This window comes from Enterobacter sp. RHBSTW-00593, from assembly GCF_013784105.1.
Lineage (GTDB): Bacteria > Pseudomonadota > Gammaproteobacteria > Enterobacterales > Enterobacteriaceae > Enterobacter > Enterobacter ludwigii.
Window position 1 is genome coordinate 92,053 of the sequence record NZ_CP056393.1, and the last position, 17,911, is coordinate 109,963.

21 protein-coding genes are annotated in these 17,911 nt (G+C 53.9%); 7 read left to right on the forward strand and 14 right to left on the reverse strand.

The genetic code is table 11. The features are described 5' to 3' along the window. Window positions 1–6 precede the first annotated feature (6 nt). Together rpoZ and gmk are read right to left on the reverse strand one after the other, a co-directional pair. Entirely contained in the window at window positions 7–282 is a 276-nt protein-coding gene (rpoZ, locus tag HV242_RS00445) for a DNA-directed RNA polymerase subunit omega (protein ID WP_000135058.1), read from the reverse strand. 54 nt (window positions 283–336) lie between these two features. Continuing rightward, a complete protein-coding gene (gene gmk / locus HV242_RS00450; RefSeq protein WP_014168044.1) occupies window positions 337–960 on the reverse strand; it encodes a guanylate kinase in 624 nt (207 codons plus the stop codon). A gap of 251 nt (window positions 961–1,211) precedes the next feature. Here gmk and ligB point away from each other — a divergent pair, with 251 nt between their 5' ends. Next, window positions 1,212–2,882, forward strand: coding sequence for an NAD-dependent DNA ligase LigB (gene ligB / locus HV242_RS00455; protein WP_050737643.1), 1,671 nt, complete (start codon window positions 1,212–1,214; stop codon window positions 2,880–2,882). Between the two features lie 68 nt (window positions 2,883–2,950). Here ligB and HV242_RS00460 read toward each other — a convergent pair whose 3' ends face one another. Both HV242_RS00460 and HV242_RS00465 read right to left on the reverse strand, forming a co-directional pair. Continuing rightward, entirely contained in the window at window positions 2,951–3,568 is a 618-nt protein-coding gene (locus HV242_RS00460; RefSeq protein WP_020882694.1) for a trimeric intracellular cation channel family protein, read from the reverse strand. A gap of 251 nt (window positions 3,569–3,819) precedes the next feature. Beyond that, the gene (locus HV242_RS00465) at window positions 3,820–4,683 is read right to left on the reverse strand and encodes a YicC/YloC family endoribonuclease (RefSeq protein WP_020882693.1); all 864 of its coding nucleotides are present in this window, start codon (window positions 4,681–4,683) and stop codon (window positions 3,820–3,822) included. A gap of 125 nt (window positions 4,684–4,808) precedes the next feature. Between HV242_RS00465 and rph the strand changes: the two genes are divergently transcribed. Together rph and pyrE are read left to right on the forward strand one after the other, a co-directional pair. Beyond that, entirely contained in the window at window positions 4,809–5,525 is a 717-nt protein-coding gene (gene rph / locus HV242_RS00470) for a ribonuclease PH (RefSeq protein ID WP_013094888.1), read from the forward strand. A 68-nt stretch (window positions 5,526–5,593) separates the two neighbouring features. Continuing rightward, window positions 5,594–6,235, forward strand: a complete 642-nt coding sequence (pyrE, locus tag HV242_RS00475) for an orotate phosphoribosyltransferase (RefSeq protein ID WP_014168048.1) — start codon at window positions 5,594–5,596, stop codon at window positions 6,233–6,235. A gap of 39 nt (window positions 6,236–6,274) precedes the next feature. Here pyrE and slmA read toward each other — a convergent pair whose 3' ends face one another. From slmA to coaBC, 3 genes are all read right to left on the reverse strand, one after another. Then, window positions 6,275–6,871, reverse strand: a complete 597-nt coding sequence (gene slmA, locus HV242_RS00480) for a nucleoid occlusion factor SlmA (protein WP_020882692.1) — start codon at window positions 6,869–6,871, stop codon at window positions 6,275–6,277. Between the two features lie 120 nt (window positions 6,872–6,991). Next, a complete protein-coding gene (gene dut, locus HV242_RS00485) occupies window positions 6,992–7,450 on the reverse strand; it encodes a dUTP diphosphatase (RefSeq protein ID WP_014168052.1) in 459 nt (152 codons plus the stop codon). Further along, complete coding sequence (gene coaBC, locus HV242_RS00490) at window positions 7,428–8,639, reverse strand: bifunctional phosphopantothenoylcysteine decarboxylase/phosphopantothenate--cysteine ligase CoaBC (RefSeq protein WP_025206464.1); 1,212 nt, start codon at window positions 8,637–8,639, stop codon at window positions 7,428–7,430. Before coaBC ends, dut begins: the two co-directional genes overlap by 23 nt. A 172-nt stretch (window positions 8,640–8,811) precedes the next feature. Here coaBC and radC point away from each other — a divergent pair, with 172 nt between their 5' ends. From radC to mutM, 4 genes are all read left to right on the forward strand, one after another. Beyond that, complete coding sequence (radC, locus tag HV242_RS00495; RefSeq protein ID WP_020882690.1) at window positions 8,812–9,477, forward strand: RadC family protein; 666 nt, start codon at window positions 8,812–8,814, stop codon at window positions 9,475–9,477. A 217-nt stretch (window positions 9,478–9,694) separates the two neighbouring features. Next, entirely contained in the window at window positions 9,695–9,931 is a 237-nt protein-coding gene (gene rpmB, locus HV242_RS00500; protein WP_002436699.1) for a 50S ribosomal protein L28, read from the forward strand. A gap of 22 nt (window positions 9,932–9,953) precedes the next feature. Then, entirely contained in the window at window positions 9,954–10,121 is a 168-nt protein-coding gene (gene rpmG / locus HV242_RS00505; RefSeq protein ID WP_003024094.1) for a 50S ribosomal protein L33, read from the forward strand. A 74-nt stretch (window positions 10,122–10,195) separates the two neighbouring features. Continuing rightward, the gene (mutM, locus tag HV242_RS00510) at window positions 10,196–11,005 is read left to right on the forward strand and encodes a bifunctional DNA-formamidopyrimidine glycosylase/DNA-(apurinic or apyrimidinic site) lyase (protein WP_032679319.1); all 810 of its coding nucleotides are present in this window, start codon (window positions 10,196–10,198) and stop codon (window positions 11,003–11,005) included. 2 nt (window positions 11,006–11,007) lie between these two features. Here the strand turns inward: mutM and coaD are convergent, their stop codons facing one another. The 7 genes from coaD to rfaQ form a co-directional block, all read right to left on the reverse strand. Continuing rightward, window positions 11,008–11,487, reverse strand: a complete 480-nt coding sequence (gene coaD / locus HV242_RS00515; protein WP_014168056.1) for a pantetheine-phosphate adenylyltransferase — start codon at window positions 11,485–11,487, stop codon at window positions 11,008–11,010. Window positions 11,488–11,490: 3 nt separating this feature from the next. After that, window positions 11,491–12,261: a glycosyltransferase family 2 protein gene (locus HV242_RS00520; RefSeq protein WP_044866711.1), complete on the reverse strand. Its 771-nt coding sequence runs from the start codon at window positions 12,259–12,261 to the stop codon at window positions 11,491–11,493. Then, entirely contained in the window at window positions 12,261–13,535 is a 1,275-nt protein-coding gene (gene waaA / locus HV242_RS00525; protein WP_014168058.1) for a lipid IV(A) 3-deoxy-D-manno-octulosonic acid transferase, read from the reverse strand. Before waaA ends, HV242_RS00520 begins: the two co-directional genes overlap by 1 nt. A gap of 65 nt (window positions 13,536–13,600) precedes the next feature. Next, complete coding sequence (locus HV242_RS00530; RefSeq protein ID WP_020882686.1) at window positions 13,601–14,590, reverse strand: glycosyltransferase; 990 nt, start codon at window positions 14,588–14,590, stop codon at window positions 13,601–13,603. Between the two features lie 14 nt (window positions 14,591–14,604). Continuing rightward, on the reverse strand, window positions 14,605–15,702 hold the full coding sequence (locus HV242_RS00535; protein ID WP_032679322.1) for a glycosyltransferase: 1,098 nt from the start codon (window positions 15,700–15,702) through the stop codon (window positions 14,605–14,607). Between the two features lie 2 nt (window positions 15,703–15,704). Continuing rightward, window positions 15,705–16,832 (reverse strand): glycosyltransferase family 4 protein, encoded by a 1,128-nt coding sequence (locus HV242_RS00540; RefSeq protein WP_050737642.1) that lies wholly within the window; start codon window positions 16,830–16,832, stop codon window positions 15,705–15,707. After that, window positions 16,832–17,899, reverse strand: coding sequence for a putative lipopolysaccharide heptosyltransferase III (rfaQ, locus tag HV242_RS00545; protein WP_014168062.1), 1,068 nt, complete (start codon window positions 17,897–17,899; stop codon window positions 16,832–16,834). Before rfaQ ends, HV242_RS00540 begins: the two co-directional genes overlap by 1 nt. Window positions 17,900–17,911: the final 12 nt, after the last annotated feature.

Consider the following 17,911-nt stretch of genomic DNA (forward strand, 5'->3'; position numbering starts at 1 on the left):
GTTTAATTAACGACGACCTTCAGCAATGGCGGTTACGGCCTGCAGTTCTGCGGCTTCCTGCTCTTGCTGCTCCTGGCGCTCACGTACGTCGAGGATCTGATTGTTGATCAGACCTTCTTCGATTTCGCGAAGTGCAATAACGGTAGTTTTATCGTTTTCTTCCGGTACCAGCGGATCTTTACCGCCTACCTGCATCTGACGAGCGCGACGCGCGGCGACCAGCACCAGGTCAAAACGGTTACCAATTTTCTCTACAGCGTCCTGAACAGTTACGCGTGCCATACTTAAAATGCTCCACAGGTGAAGAAATGACTGGGCATGATACTGAAAGTGGGTTCAGTCTGCCAACAGTTTGGTGATTAATGCGTCATGTCGCTGCTTCTGGCGGCTCATACGCAAGCGTTCTGCGCGAAGAATGGTTTTGAGATCGCTCAGCGCGGCATCAAAATCATCATTCACAATAAGGTAATCATATTCCGCGTAATGGCTCATTTCTGCAACTGCCTGCTCCATACGCCGGGCGATCACTTCCTCGCTGTCCTGACCGCGGCCACGCAGTCGGCGATCCAGCTCATCTTTCGATGGCGGTAAAATAAAGATACTGCGTGAATCAGGCATTTTCTTGCGAATCTGCTGTGCGCCCTGCCAGTCGATATCCAGGAACACATTTACGCCCGTGGCCAGAACCTGCTCAATGGTTTCACGCGAAGTGCCGTAGTAGTTACCGAAAACTTCTGCGTGTTCAAGAAACGCGTCTCTGCCAATCATCGCTCTGAATTCATCGTGATCAACAAAGAAATAGTGTTCACCGTGCACTTCACCCGGACGCGGTTTACGCGTGGTGTGAGAAACAGAAACCTGTGTGTCGTACAGCGGTTGGGTTTTTAACAGTGCCTGAATAAGGCTGGATTTACCCGCGCCACTAGGGGCAGAAACAATATAAAGCGTGCCTTGAGCCATGAGAGTCTTTTGTATGTGTTAACGAAGAAGTCCTACATACGGGCTTATTATACACGTCGCCGCTGTGTGACGTAGCCTTTGTCACACTTTTTCCCCTGCATTATTGAATTTTGCGCGCCGTTTTCAGGTTTTACAGCTGTTTTGCAGCAATAAAAATAAACGTCTGACAACGCCTCGCAGAGTGAAAGATGGCCATTAGCACGGTTTTCCGCGTCGGGTTATACCTCCACCAACGCAAAGGAGGGGTGGCGATGTGGCGATGGATGAGCGGATTAATGCTGTTGTGGTGCGGCTATGGTGCGGCGGTGTGTCCCGTGTGGTCTCAGGCAAAAGCAGAGAAAGAGATTGCGACGTTGAGTGCGCAAGTCAAACGCTGGGATGATGCCTACTGGAAGCAGGGCGTGAGCGAGGTGAATGACGACGTCTATGACCAGCTCAATGGCCGTTTAAAGCAGTGGCAGCGCTGCTTCGGCGATATACCTTCTGAGGAGGCCTTACCAGTTCTAACGGGGAGCGTAAGACATCCTGTTGCCCATACTGGAGTGCATAAAGCGGCCAGTAAAGAAGAGCTACGCCAGTGGATGCGTGGTCGTGACACTCTCTGGATGCAGCCAAAAGTCGACGGGGTGGCAGTGACGCTGGTGTATCGCGACGGAAAGTTAACCCAGGCTATCAGTCGTGGTGATGGGCTTAAAGGTGAAGACTGGACTGCACAAGTGTATTTAATTCCCGCAGTGCCCAAAAAAGTGACCGGTGCGCTGGCCAACAGTGTCTTACAGGGAGAGCTTTTTTGGTTACGCGACAACCATCTTCAGCGACAGATGGGGGGAATGAACGCACGGGCAAAAGTGGCGGGCGCGATGATGCGGCAAAAGGACAGTCCACTTCTGAGCCAGACAGGGATATTTATCTGGGCCTGGCCGGATGGGCCGAAAGTGATGTCGAGTGCGCTGTCTGAGTTATCTAAAGCCGGCTTTTCCCTGACGGCACGTTATACCCTGCCTGTACAGACTGTTGATGCAGTCGAGAAACAGCGCTCGACGTGGCACAACACGGCATTACCCTTTGCCACGGACGGCATTGTGGTGCGGTCCGCGGATGCTCCTCCCGGCGAAAACTGGTTGCCCGGAGAAGGCAGCTGGGTCGTCGCATGGAAATATCCCCCGGTCGCACAGATCGCCGAAGTAAGAGATATTCATTTTGCCGTGGGGCGCACGGGAAAAATCTCGGTCGTGGCGGCGCTGGTCCCTGTCCTGCTGGATGATAAGCAGGTACAACGGGTCAGTCTTGGGTCCGTTGAACGCTGGCAAAGGCTGGATATTGCGACGGGTGATCAGATACAGGTCAGTCTGGCCGGGCAGGGTATCCCGCGGTTCGATAAGGTGGTCTGGCGGGGGGAAGAGAGACAAAAGCCCACACCCCCGGCCTCGCATTATCATGCGCAGAGCTGTTTTTACGCCTCGCCGGCGTGTATGGAGCAGTTCTTTGCCCGCCTGACGTGGCTTAGTTCAAAGCACGTGCTGAATATTGAAGGAGTCGGTGAGTCAGGCTGGCGGGCGCTGCATCAGGCGCATCATTTTGAACATATCTTCTCATGGCTGACATTAACGCAGGCGCAGCTGCAGTCTACCCCGGGGTTTTCCGCAGCACGCGGGCTGGCGCTCTGGCATCGCTTTAATCTGGTACGTGAGCGACCCTTTATTCGTTGGATCATGGCATTGGGTGTTCCGCTGACGCAGGCCTCGCTAAACGCTATGGGAGACCTGACGTGGCAGAAAATGCGTGAGCGTAACGCAGCAGACTGGCAGGCGCTTCCCGGCACAGGAAAGGAGAAAGCCCGGCAGCTCGTTGCGTTTATACATGATCCTGGCATTGCCGGCCTGGTTGCCTGGCTCGGCAAACAGGGAGTGCAAGGATTCTGACATGAGCTTGCTGTCGCTTATCGCGGATAAACGCCGCTATCTTATTGGGGAGTATAGATAGCGGCCAGTCAGTGGGTGTCCTGAGTGTAATGAAACACGGGCAGTCCCAGTTTCAAGCGCAGCGCAAGCAAGCGAGCCGTGAAGCCAAATAACAAGGTGGCGATGACCACGACGTCATGGCTGGAAACATAATGCTGTAAAGCGATATACAGAACGGCTGATGCAAAGGATATCCCGGCGTAGAGCTCTTTTTGAAACACCAGGGGAATGCGTTTGCAGAACATATCGCGCAGTACGCCGCCAAATACGCCCGTCACGACTGCGGCAATAGTGGCAATCACCGGGCTTTCGCCCATATCCAGCGCAATTTGTGCCCCGATGATGGAGAACACGACCAGGCCCAGAGCATCAAGCACTAAAAACAGACGTCGAAGATGGGGCATTACAGGAGCAAGGATAGTGGTCAGCACTGCGGCGACAGCCACAATGATGATGTACTCGGGGTGCTTAACCCAGCCGAGAGGGTAATGCCCCAGCAGGATATCGCGTACCGATCCGCCTCCCAGCGCGGTGGCGGTAGCAATAATGATGACCCCAAACGTATCCATACGACGGCGTCCGGCAGCGAGTGCACCGGTCATGGCTTCGGCAGTGATCCCGACGAGATAAAGGATATGTAGCAGCATGTGTTCCCCCGATAGTGAGGGCAACAGGGTAGCGTTTTGTGCGGTCTGTCACGATTTAGTTTTTCTTGTGTGAGGACGTTAGCCTTATTTTTGGTAATGACTGAACGTTGTTTGGCTGGGTGTGATGGCGATAAACGGTAATTTTCACATTACAATTATTCATGTTATAGGCGTTTGCCGCCGATAGCCTGTTCCGATAAAAAAATGGCCCCTGAACGGGGCCATGATGAGAAAGCGGCTTGAATAAAGCGTTACTCGATATTCTGGATCTGCTCGCGCATCTGCTCAATCAGCACTTTCAGTTCAATGGCGGAGTTGGTCACTTCAGCATTGATCGACTTAGAGGCCAGGGTGTTCGACTCGCGGTTGAACTCCTGCATCATAAAGTCGAGACGACGCCCTACGGCTTCTTTCTTCTTCAGGATGTTGTAAGTCTCTTTAACGTGCGCTTCCAGACGATCCAGCTCTTCGGCGACGTCAATGCGCTGTGCCATCAGCACCAGCTCTTGTTCCAGACGGGTATTTTCCAGCTGAACTTCCGCTTCTTCCAGTTTGGCCACCAGGCGCTCACGCTGCCATTGCAGGACCGCAGGCATATGGGTACGGACTTTAGCCACTTCGGTGGTCACGCCTTCCAGACGCTGCTCAATCATCGCTTTGAGGGCCTGGCCTTCAGTTTCGCGGGCAATGATAAAGTCATCCAGCGTGCTGTCGAGGGCACTGAGAATTTCAGCGGCAATCGTGTCCAGATCCTGCTCACCGGCGGCCATGACGCCAGGCCAGCGCAGAATATCGACCGGGTTGATTTCCCCTTCATCGCTTTGCATCTTGACCCAGTTCGCTGCAGTGACGAGCTGTTTCGCCAGTTTTTCGTTGAGGATCAGCTCACCCTGGGCGCTGGCATCAGGCTCAAAACGCAGGTTACATTCCACTTTACCGCGCGTCAGACGAGCACGGATACGCTCGCGCACAACAGGTTCAAGGCTGCGGAACTGCTCCGGCATACGGAAATACGTTTCCAGGTAGCGCTGGTTTACCGAGCGCATTTCCCATGTGGCGCTACCCCAGCTACCCTTGATTTCACGCCGGGCGTAGGCGGTCATACTGCGGATCATAGACATTCCCGTTTTTAAAGGAGAGATGGGGGGATTATAGCTTTCGGGGGCTTCTCAGGATAGGAATAAGCGTCCTTTATCCGTATAATGCGCAGCCACATTCGTTTCAAGCCGGAGATTTCATCATGCGTCCAGCAGGTCGTAGCGCCAATCAGGTGCGTCCCGTCACCCTGACCCGTAACTATACAAAACACGCAGAAGGCTCCGTACTGGTTGAGTTTGGTGACACCAAAGTGCTGTGCACCGCGTCCATCGAAGAGGGCGTTCCACGCTTCCTGAAAGGTCAGGGCCAGGGCTGGATCACTGCGGAATATGGCATGTTGCCGCGTGCAACCCATACCCGTAACGCCCGCGAAGCGGCAAAAGGCAAGCAGGGCGGCCGTACCATGGAAATCCAGCGTCTGATCGCACGTGCGCTGCGCGCCGCCGTTGATCTGAAAACACTGGGTGAATTTACCATTACTCTGGACTGCGACGTCATTCAGGCAGACGGTGGTACGCGTACGGCGTCGATTACCGGTGCATGTGTGGCGCTGGCTGATGCCCTGAATAAGCTGGTTGCAGCCGGTAAGCTGAAAACGAATCCGATGAAAGGGATGGTCGCGGCTGTTTCCGTGGGTATCGTTAACGGTGAAGCGCTTTGCGATCTGGAATACGTTGAAGATTCCGCTGCTGAGACTGACATGAACGTGGTGATGACTGAAGACGGTCGCATCATTGAGGTGCAGGGCACGGCAGAAGGTGAGCCGTTCACCCATGAAGAGCTTCTTACCTTGCTGGCGTTGGCCCGAGGGGGAATTGAATCTATCGTAACGACGCAGAAGGCGGCGTTAGAAAATTGATTTTAAAGGCGACTGATGAGTCGCCTTTTTTTTGTTCGTACAAAAGCAAAAGTCGGAGGAGTAAGCCCATGAAATCCTGGCAGCGTGAGTTTATTGAGTTTGCGCTTAACAAGCAGGTCCTGAAATTTGGCGAGTTTACGCTGAAATCCGGGCGTAAGAGCCCCTATTTCTTCAACGCCGGACTGTTTAATACCGGGCGCGATCTGGCATTGTTAGGCCGTTTCTATGCCGAAGCGCTGGTGGACTCCGGCATTGATTTTGACCTGCTGTTTGGCCCGGCCTATAAAGGCATTCCGATTGCCACTACCACTGCGGTTGCGCTGGCGGAACACCACGACCGCGACGTACCGTACTGCTTTAACCGTAAAGAGGCTAAAACCCACGGTGAAGGCGGTAATCTGGTAGGCAGCGCGCTGCAGGGTCGCGTTATGCTGGTGGACGATGTGATCACCGCTGGTACCGCTATTCGCGAATCGATGGAGATTATTCAGGCCAACGGCGCTACGCTTGCTGGCGTGCTGATCTCTTTGGATCGTCAGGAACGCGGGCGTGGCGAAATCTCTGCTATTCAGGAAGTTGAGCGCGATTATGGCTGTAAAGTGACGTCGATCATCACCCTGAAAGACCTGATTGCGTATCTGGAAGAGAAGCCTGAGATGGCGGATCATCTGGCTGCGGTACGTGGGTATCGCGAAGCTTTCGGCGTGTAATATCAAGCCCGGTGGCGTTCTGCTTACCGGGCGTGAAGATTATTGCAGCTGTGCCGCCACTAACGGCCAACGGGCGTCAAAATCGTCCGTTGGACGGTATTTAAACTCGCTGCGAACAAAGCGGGAGAGCATGCCTTCGCAAAACGACAGGATCTGACTTGCCAGCAGCGTTTCATCGGTGCTGTAACCTTCACCCTCACGCATTTTTTTCTCGCGCAGGACCTGGCGCAGTTGTGCTTCAATACGCTCGAAGAGCTGGTTAATACGGCCCTGCAATCGGTCCTGCTCGAACATCAGCGCGTGGCCAGTCAGGATACGGGTTAAGCCCGGATTGCGTTCACCAAAGCCCAGAATGAGCTGCACAATCAGACGCAAACGCGCAGTCGTGTCTTTTTCGTCTTTCAGAATCAGGTTGATGCGAGTGATCAGACTGTCTTCGATAAATTCGATCAGACTGTCAAACATCCGGGTTTTGCTCGGAAAATGACGATACAACGCCGCTTCAGACACGCCCACGGAGGCGGCCAGTTTTGCGGTGGTGATGCGTTGACTACCATCGCTGGATTCAAGCATCAGCGCCAGAGATTGAAGTATTTCTTCGCGACGGTTCCTTTTCGCGGTTTGTTTTTCTGCCATGTTACAAAATACCCCTGAAAATAAGCACTTGCCAGGCTGGCATCCACACAGCGACCGCAAACTGACGTTTGCGGTTTGTTATTGCATTATGGCGCTGTGAGATACGTGTCGGTCGGGCGGTTATTTGCGCCCGGAATGGCCGAAGCCGCCTTCGCCACGGTCGGTGGCGTCAAAGTCTTCCACCAGGTTAAATTCTGCCTGAACCACCGGTACAAAGACCATCTGTGCGATACGCTCGCCCGGTTCAATGGTGAAGCTGTCCTGACCACGGTTCCAGACGGAAACCATCAGTTGACCCTGGTAGTCAGAGTCGATCAGGCCGACCAGGTTACCCAGTACCACTCCATGCTTATGACCCAGACCAGAACGCGGCAGGATCACCGCTGCCAGCGACGGGTCAGCAATGTGGATTGCCAGGCCGGTTGGGATCAGGGTGGTTGCACCCGGAGCCAGCTCTACGGCGTCATCGAGACAGGCGCGCAGGTCAAGACCGGCAGAGCCGGAGGTGGCATAGGTTGGCAGCGCAAATTGCTTACCAACACGCGGGTCCAGAATCTTAACGTCGATTTTTTTCATCATAACGGGTAACGATCTCGTCCAGTAATTGTTGGCCCAGGAGTTCCTTGCGCTCAAGCGGTAAGACTTTATCTCCATCCTGCCAGAAAAGGTGCAGTGCGTTGCTGTCGCTGTTAAATCCTTGCGTGGCCAGCGATACGTCGTTCGCGCAAATCAAATCGAGGTTTTTGCGGGTACGTTTTTGCCGGGCATATTCTTCCACATTATTTGTTTCTGCGGCAAACCCAACAACGTAAGGACGATGGCTTTTCAGTGCGGCGACACCCGCAACAATGTCCGGATTTTTCACCATTTTTAGTGTTAATTCATCGCCTTGCTTTTTAATTTTTGACCCGGAAATGGTTTCGGCACGGTAATCTGCAACAGCCGCACAGCCAATAAAAATCTGCTGGTTCTGCGCATGCGCCTGTACGGCGGCGTCCATCTCCAGGGCGGTGGTGACATCAATACGCTGCACAAATGGCGGGGTCGGTAACGAGACCGGGCCGCTCACCAGCGTGACCTTTGCACCGCGTTTTGCCGCCGCGGCAGCAATCGCAAAGCCCATTTTACCGGAGCTATGGTTGGTAATGTAACGCACCGGGTCCAGCGGCTCGCGCGTTGGGCCCGCGGTAATCATGATGTTGAGATGTTGTAGATCGTTGACAGGCGAAAAATGGCCGGCGGCCAGCTCAACGATGGTCAGCGGGTCAAGCATACGACCAGGACCCACATCACCACACGCCTGGCTACCGCTGTCCGGCCCCCAGATGAGCAGGCCGCGTGAGGCCAGCGTCGTCAGATTATGTTGGGTGGCGGCGTTGCGGTACATCTGCTGGTTCATCGCGGGGACGACGGCAACAGGTGCGGGCGTGGCCAGGCAAATGGTCGAGACCAGATCGTTTGCCATGCCGGCTGCTACGCGGGCAATTAAATCTGCTGTGGCGGGGGCAAGGATAACCAGGTCTGCCCATTTTCCCAGCTCAATATGGCCCATCGCGGCTTCGGCGGCCGGATCAAGGAGGCTGTCAGAGACGGGGTACCCTGAAACGGCCTGCAGGCTCAGAGGCGTGATAAAGGCTTTGCCGCCTTCCGTTATCGCGACCCGCACATCCGCCCCGCGCTCGCGCAAACGACGCACCAGCTCCGGCGCTTTATAGGCAGCGATACCGCCGCTCACGCCAAGAACGATTTTTTTACCGGCCAGGCTCATCATGATTCTTTCCTGTTGGGTTTCACCAGAGAGCGGGCATTTTATCACAATCCCAAAAAGGGGGTGATTTTGTCCTTCGGCCAGTTTGCGAGGCGTTACGCAGGAATGAAAAGTGGGCGTCGAGCGCCGGGGGTGGCTGTGGCAGCATGATGGCAAATCGAAGGAGACAGGCATGGAAGAGACTGAACTGCTGCTACCGCGTGAAAAAATGCTGCGCTATGGCGTCACGTTGTTAAAGGACGACGAGTTGCTGGCACTCTTTTTACGCACCGGAACGCCCGGCAAAACGGTATTTACGCTGGCAAAGGAGCTCATCGACCATTTTGGTTCGCTGTATGGCTTATTGACGGCGGATCTGACGGAATTCAGGCACGTCGAAGGAATTGGCGTGGCGAAGTTCGCCCAACTGAGGGGGATTGCTGAACTGGCCCGCCGTTTTTACGACGTCCGTATGGAAGAGGAAGATCCCATACTCACCCCGGATATGACACGCGTATTTCTCCAGAGCCAGCTATCAGATTTGGAGCGCGAGATCTTTATGGTGATCTTTCTTGATAACAGGAACCGGGTACTAAAACATAGCCGTCTTTTTTCCGGAACACTGAGCCACGTTGAGGTTCATCCGCGAGAAATTGTGCGGGAAGCGATAAAAGTGAATGCAGCCGGCGTGATACTCGCGCATAATCACCCTTCTGGCTGTGCAGAACCAAGCAGAGCTGACAAAGAGATGACCGAACGCATTATCAAATGCTGTCAATTCATGGACATTCGTGTGCTCGACCATCTGATAATTGGTCGCGGCGAGTACATTTCTTTTGCAGAACATGGCTGGATTTAGGCTATTTCTCGCGATCCATCGGGATCTTTGTCTGTTCGGGACTTGAGCACACCGCCGAGTCAGCGTATACTACGCCACCTTTGAGAATCTCGGGTTTGGCATTTGGGCCTGGCAATCGAGAGTTCAATAGAACTATGCGATGACCGGGCTGTAAAGCCTGACGAGGCGCCGATACCCCATACGAAGCTCGAGCTAATTTGATTTTTGGAGAATAGACATGTCCCGAGTCTGCCAAGTTACTGGCAAGCGTCCGGTGACCGGTAACAACCGTTCCCACGCACTGAACGCGACTAAACGCCGTTTCCTGCCGAACCTGCACTCTCACCGTTTCTGGGTTGAGAGCGAGAAGCGTTTTGTCACCCTGCGCGTATCTGCTAAAGGTATGCGTGTAATCGATAAGAAAGGCATTGATACAGTTCTGTCCGAACTGCGTGCCCGTGGCGAAAAGTACTAAGTACTTAAAGAGGAAATAAATCATGGCTAAAGGTATTCGCGAGAAAATCAAGCTGGTTTCTTCTGCTGGTACAGGTCACTTCTACACCACCACGAAGAACAAACGTACTAAGCCGGAAAAACTGGAACTGAAAAAATTCGATCCAGTTGTACGCCAGCACGTACTGTACAAAGAAGCTAAAATCAAATAATTTTAGCCTCCTTGTATTGAAAAACCCCGCAACTGCGGGGTTTTTTGCATTCTGCATCTTACTCCGGAGGAACCATGCCTGAATTACCTGAGGTAGAGACCAGCCGCCGCGGTATTGAGCCGCATCTGGTCGGCGCGACTATTCTTCATGCTATCGTTCGCAACGGTCGCCTGCGTTGGCCGGTGTCCGATGAAATCCATGCTTTAAGCGATAAACCGATTCTCAGCGTCCAGCGTCGCGCCAAATATCTGCTGCTGGAGCTGCCCGACGGCTGGATTATCATCCATCTCGGTATGTCTGGTAGTCTGCGCATCCTTACCGAAGAACTGCCCGCGGAAAAGCATGACCATGTCGATCTGGTGATGAGCAACGGTAAAGTGCTGCGTTACACCGACCCACGACGCTTTGGCGCATGGCTGTGGACCAAAGAGCTTGAAGGACACAGCGTTCTGGCGCATCTGGGGCCAGAGCCGCTCTCAGAGGCATTTAACGCGGAATACCTGAAAGCGAAGTGTGCAAAGAAGAAAACCCCGATCAAACCGTGGCTGATGGACAATAAGCTGGTGGTGGGAGTAGGGAATATTTATGCCAGCGAATCGCTGTTTGCCGCCGGGATCCATCCCGATCGGCTGGCCTCGTCGCTGTCATCCCAGGAGTGTGAACTGCTGGTCCGGGTGATTAAAGCGGTGCTGTTGCGTTCTATTGAGCAAGGGGGGACCACCCTGAAGGACTTCCTGCAGAGCGACGGTAAACCCGGCTATTTTGCTCAGGAGCTGCAGGTATATGGCCGTAAGGGTGAGCCGTGCAGAGTCTGTGGGACACCGATTATTGCAACGAAGCACGCCCAGCGCGCCACGTTCTATTGCCGTCAGTGCCAGAAATAGGGCTACTTTAATTTTTCCATCAACGCCTGATGGACGTTAGCCGGCAGGAAATGGGTCACGTCACCGTGATGACGCGCCACTTCTTTGACCAGCGAGGAAGAGATAAATGACCACTCTTTTGAGGGCATCAGGAACACGCTCTCCAGCTCTGGCATCAGGTGGCGATTCATGTGCGCCAGCTGCATTTCGTATTCGAAGTCAGCCACCGCGCGTAACCCGCGGATCAAAATGTTAGCCTGCCGGGCACGGGCGAAGTTGGCCATCAGATCGCTGAAGCCCACCACCTCGACGTTTGGCAGATGTGAGATAGCGTCAGTGGCAAGTGCAACGCGCTCATTGAGATCGAACATGGGTTTCTTACTGGGGCTGGCGGCGATCGCCAGAATCACCTTATCAAACATGCATGCCGCACGGGTGATGATGTCAAGATGACCGTTGGTGATGGGATCAAAGGTACCCGGATAAATCGCTTTTGTGCTCATGGCTCACGTTTTCTCTGAGTAGCCGCGGCAAAGCGCCCACAGCTCGGTGTATTTGTTGAAAGTATACTGGGCATTCACCACCGCCAGTAACCACCCCTGTTTACCGTCCAGCACGCCGCCTCGCAGCAGCAGTGTTTTCAGAAATGCCCCCAGCGTGTGGGTAAAAATTCCGGTCAGCGTGGCCTTCTTGCCGCGCAGGTGGCGCTCCTGTGCCCATGCGGTGGCATAGTTAAGCTGTTTGCGCTGGAAGCTGGCGAAATCCCGGCAGGTCAGATGCAGCAGATCGCCTGTCAGAGGAATGACGGGGGCACTGTCGCATGCCAGGGATTCATGGACCAGATTATCGTTGTACTGATATCGCTCACGCTCGTAGAGGCGCATTACGCGGTCTGGATACCAGCCGCTGTGGCGCATAAAACGGCCAAGGAAATAGTTGCGACGTGCAATGCTGTATACTGCGCCAGGCTGAGGTGCTGCCAGCACCGCCTGAATGGTCTGGCGGAGCTCTGGTGTGATGCGCTCGTCAGTGTCCAGCATCAGCACGTAATTGCCAGTAGCATAGCGCTGCGCGCGCTGTCGCTGGATGCCGTAGCCTTGCCAGTCGGTATCGATAAAGACCTTTGCACCCGCGGCACGGGCGACATCCACCGTGTTGTCCTCGCTGCCGGAGTCGAGAAGGACAATTTCGTCAGCCCAGGCGACGGAGGCCAGGCAGTCCGGAAGCAGGTCGGCGGCGTTTTTGGCGATCATCACGACCGACAGACGCGTTGACATTAGTGGCTCCGCTGAGGCAGATAAGGTTGCAGAAGTTGCAGCAGACGAGTGAGTGCGCCCTGGTTCTGATGCAGCACTTCGACAGCATGGCGACCATACCAGAGGCGGTAGTCTTCGTCGGTCAGAAGGGTTGAGACCTCTTTGACCACCGAGTCCGCGTCGGTCACGGTAATTAACCCGTCGGCTTGCTGCAATTTAGCGCAGATATCTTTGAAGTTAAACGTGTGTGGACCCATCAGCACCGGAATGGCGTGTGCGGCCGGCTCAAGCGGATTATGGCCGCCGCGCTCCACAAGGCTGCCGCCGACAAAAGCCAGATCGGCAATGCCGTAAAGCAGCATCAGCTCGCCCATTGTATCGCCAATCACCACCTGAGTGCTGCCGGAGGGGATCTCACCGCTGCTGCGCAGGGTAAAGCTGAAGCCGCCTTTCTGCACCATCTCACGCGCATCTTTAAAACGTTCGGGGTGACGAGGGACCAGAATCAGCAGCAAATCGGGGAATTTTTCCAGCAGCTTACGATGGGCCTGCAGGATAATGGCTTCTTCGCCGTCATGGGTGCTGGTTGCAATCCACACCTGGCGACGCGGTGCCCACTGGCGACGCAGCGTAATCGCACGGGCGGCGAGTTCAGGCGTGACGGAGATATCGAACTTCAGGCTACCCGTCACCGCCAGCTGGTTGCGCTTCAGGCCCAGAGCGAGAAAGCGCGCCGCGTCTTCTTCGTTCTGCGCGGCAATCAGCGTTATTCGGCTGAGCAGGCGGCGCATAAATTTACCTAACTTGCCGTAACCTTTCGCCGAGCGCTCTGAAAGGCGCGCGTTGGCAATCACCAGCGGAATTTTACGGGCATGCAGGGCGGAAATCATATTTGGCCACAGTTCTGTTTCCATGACGATCACCAGTTTCGGGCGAACGGTATTCAGGAAGCGGTTCATGGCGCAAGGCAGGTCGTAAGGCAAATAGACGTGTTGAACGTCTTTACCGAACGCCGATAATGCGCGTTCAGACCCCGTCGGCGTCATGGTCGTGACCGTGATCGGCAGTGACGGATAGCGGTGACGAAGGGCGCGAACCAGCGGGATCGCCGCCAGCGTTTCGCCCACAGAAACGGAATGCAGCAAAATACCGTCCGGCACGACTTTATTGCGGCAGTAACCATAGCGTTCAGCCCAGCGTTTACGATACGCAGGCGCTTTACGGCTACGAAGCAACAGTCGCAGCCACACCAGTGGCTGGATGATGTAGAGCAGGGCGGTATACAACAATTCCAAGCGATTATCCGTTTTTTAGTTTCGGCGGGGAAATTCTAAGCATTTAAGCCGGGTAAAGCTATCTCTTATGCCAGATACCGTTTTAAACGGAAGTAGCGTCGGCCCAGGCGCCAGCGCAAACGAGGGCTTTTGGCACTTTTCCAGATAAGCCTCCAGATACCCGTGTCGAAGAACTCTTTTATTATCATCGACTTCTTCTGTACATCCTTCATATTGTCGAAGGTATGAATGATCCCAAGCCCCTCTTTGGCGATTTGCCAGTGGCAGGCGGGGATATCTTTCACTTTTTCCGGGTAACGCTGGTTGATGGCATCCAGCATCTGCAGAATTTTCATGTAATGGCGCGCCGAGCGAATCAGCGTGTCATCATTGTCCGGCATATGAGAAACCGATGCGGAGTGAATGTAATAGTCGTAAAAACGTTCACTGGTGTACTGCACGCGGTCAGCCGCGAGCAAGACTTCGGTAGTCCACGGGATATCCTGATGGCGCAGACCGGGCTCAAAACGAAAACCGTTCTGACGAATAAAGTCGTGGCGATAGATATTCAGCCAGGTCACATGCAGAAACTTGCGTGAGTCGAGCGCTTTTTTTAACCATGCCGCACCGGTCATGACGCCTGTCGAGGCCAGCTTGTCTTCCGGGAAAATCGGCCGTGAAGGTTTCTTATTGTTTTCCCAGACGTAGTTTCCGTTGCAGGTGGCGACATCCAGATTCTGCGTGACGGCCATATCAAGCAAGCGCTGATACATGCCCGGCTTAAAGACATCATCAATATCCGGGAAAGAGAGATATTGGCCGGTAGCGACGGCCAGACCGGTATTGCGCGCAATTGATACACCCTGATTTTCCTGTTCGATAACCTGCATTTGCGGCAGTTTTTCACGCCAGGTTTCGACTATCTGCATCGAACTGTCCGTGGAGCCATCATTGACGATGATGACCTCCATACTGTCGATCTGTTGATTCGCAAGGCAGGTAAAGAACTGATCCAGGAAAGCTTCGCCGTTATAAACGGCAACCACTACGCTTAATAATGGCGCTGAATTTTGCATAAGAAACCTGATTATTATTGATTGTCTACCAACGCAACATATTGCTGGCAAATGGCGTTTATCCCGAACGACGCGATCGTTGCGCTATCAACGACAGGCGGGGAGGTATAGAGATCGGCCAGTGTTTTCGCCAGTGATTCGTCATTCATCTCCGACAGCCCGCGCGCCAGCGTACCCGTGAGGATTTCAGCGGGCCCGCCAGGACAGTTCGTACTGACAGGCGGCGTCTGGCAGATGATGGATTCTACCAGTACGTTACCAAAACCTTCACAGTCAGAACTTAACACTAAAAGCCGTGCGCCTTTAATCCACGGATAAGGGTTGGACTCGAAGGGGCGGAAAATAACCTTGTCTTCGATCCCGAGTTCTTTCGCTAACTGTTTAAGCTGTTGAATTTTGGTGTCAGAACCGTTGCCCATCATCACCAGCGATGCGTCTATTTTGCTCTGCGCATAGGCACGCAGAAGGCGGTCGTGGCGTTTATGTTCATGAAAACGACCCACGTGAATAATGTAATCCTGCCCCTGCATCTCAAAAGGCGCATCCGCCAGACGCTGGATTTCAGGAATATCAAAGGGATTATGGATAACCGCTTTGCGACGAAGGTCGATGGACAGCGTCTCTGAGAGATCTTTCAGCACGGCGGCGGAGACGGCGACAACGTTTCGGTTTTCGTAGGTATGACGAATTTTGTAATGCTTAAACCAGCGTGAAAGGCCGTGGCGATGACGCAGGTAGGAGAATGAGAACATGCCATGCACGCAGAACCAGACCTTATCGCGATCCAGCGCACGACTGTGCGCCACGATACGATCGGTTTTATGCAGGTGCGAGAATATGACGTCGAACTTCCCGCTGCGCTCAGCTTGCTCAATGGCATTGTCCAGCAGTTGCGCCCGGCGCGGGATCTCGGTGAGCTTTCTCCAGGGCTTTTTACACGTATCCTGAATGACCTGATAATCAATGCCTGCCGGGATGGCGTAGTCGCACACCTTTCGCAGGGAGAAAAGGGAGACCTGATGCCCCATTTCTATCAATCCGCTGGAGAGGGTGAGAACCGTTTTTTCGGCTCCTCCACCGGGCAAACCATCAATAATCATTAGGATGCGCATTTTTAATCCAGTAATTTTTGATAAAGCGAAATAAGCTGACTTGATAATTTTTCTGGGGTCGCTTCTTTTACGCGCTCACGCGCTGCCCGTCCCATATCGTTATTCTTATCCAAAGATGGAAGGGTCATGACTGCCTCCTTCAATCTGCTGATATCAAGTGCATCACAGTAAAAGCCATTCTGACCTTGCTCAATAAACTCTGCACCACCGCAACTCACTGAAGTAATGACGGGTAAACCGCAGGCCATTGCTTCAAGAATGACGTTTGGAAAAGGATCATACAGCGTTGGCAGCAGTAATCCATCGGATACCTGGTAAAATGGCAGTGTCTCTTTTTGCATCCCCAGGAAGCGAATTTGCCCCTCACAGCCCAATGAACGGGCAAGGTCACGGTAACGACTTTCTGCTTTATCCTGTCCAACCACAATCAGCCACGCGGGTGTGCCCGCAATAGCGCGGATAGCGCTGGCCAGCCCCTTACGTTCAAAACCTGACCCGACGAAACACAACACCACGGCATCGACAGGCAATCCGAGCTGCCGACGCAGTGCAGCGCGCTGTCCTTCGGTTGCCGGAACGAAGCGGCTGGAATCAATTGAATTATAAATCACATGTATCTTTTTTGCGTCAATATCAAAGTCTTCGATGATTTCGCGTTTGATCATCTCCGCATTGCAGATAACGGCTTTCAATTCAGGAGCCTGATACATTTCACGTTCGGCGTGCATGACGTAGCGATGGTAGCGATCGTGCATCAGAAGTTGTGCACGCCAGGCAGGCAGAATGCGCGCACGCTGCAGCAGCCAACGCCGGTGCACGCCATCCCCTGCGCGGTAAATATCGCAGCCAGGAATACGCTCGTGGCTCTGCACAATGTCAAACTGCTGCTGTTCCCACAGCGCACGCGCGGCATGTGCAAACCCGCGTTCGCGACTGATTCGGCCCCATTTACGCGGGTCGCAAATATGGATATGCCAGTCGTCCTGCTTCTCCCCCTGCCACTCACGCGTGATGACGTTGAGCTCCAGGTTTTGGTTGCTCAGTGCGGTAAGTGCCCGGGAAACGAAGCGTTCCGCCCCGCCATCAGGACGATATTTTTGGCGAACAATCGCCAGACGATGGTGTTTCATTACAGGTATCTCCTGGCGGCGGAGACCACGACATCAACGGGAATGGCGTCGAGATAGCGTTCAGTTGTTTTGGTATCAATGGCGTCCGGGTCGGGAAGTGGGCCAAAATCGCCAGCCCAGATGACTTCACCGTTGACCTGCCATGGCGACCAGAACACCCGTTTTGACGGGCCGAAGAGAGCAATGCACGGCGTCTGAAGCGCGGCGGCCATGTGCATCGGAACGGAATCGACGCCAATAAAGAGGCGCGCATGATCGATAAGTGATGCCAGCTGGCGCAACGTGAGTTGACCGGCCAGAGAGACTACGCCCGTTTTTGGCGCCGCGGCGAGAATGCGGTCTATCATCGCCAGCTCTTTTTTGTCCGGGCCAGCGGTGAGAACTACAGTGTGGCCATCCTGCTGGAGTGCGGTGATGGTTTGCGCCATCTTGCCTTCGTCCCAGCATTTAAAGAACCAGCGTGACGTTGGCTGGATCACCACGTAGTTATCAGCCACACCCTGTTGTGTCAGTAGCTGGCGCGCGCGATCCCAGTCCTCTGCGCGATAGGCCATAGTGACGTCTGGCTGAGCCGGGACGGGCAACGGTGAAAGAATAGAAAGATTTTGCTCAACGGTATGGAGAGACGGGTGATTGGCGACGGAAACCAAATCGGTATGACAAAAACGCCAGAACGCGTTTTTTCGCTTGTTAAACGCGAACCCGAGGCGTACTGGCGCGCCGGTGAAACGGGTGACAATGGCGCTGCGCCACTGATCGGCAAGGTTTATCACCAGATGATAACGTTGCGCTCTTAAGGCACAGAGTAACTGCCACTCTTTTTGCAGATGTTTCAGGGTGCCGAGCTGCTTCCATTTACGATCTATACCGTAGATGGTGCCGATCGCCGGATGCGCGGCGAGCATATCGCGTGTCTCTTCATAAAGAAGAACATCGATTTGCGCCGTGGGCCATTTTTGACGTAACGAATTAATGACCGGAGTTGTGAGTAACATGTCGCCATGATGTCGAAGTTTGATAAGTAAAATACGTAAATCAGGCGTGTCGAGTAGGTTAATCATCATCATCTTATCAGCGGT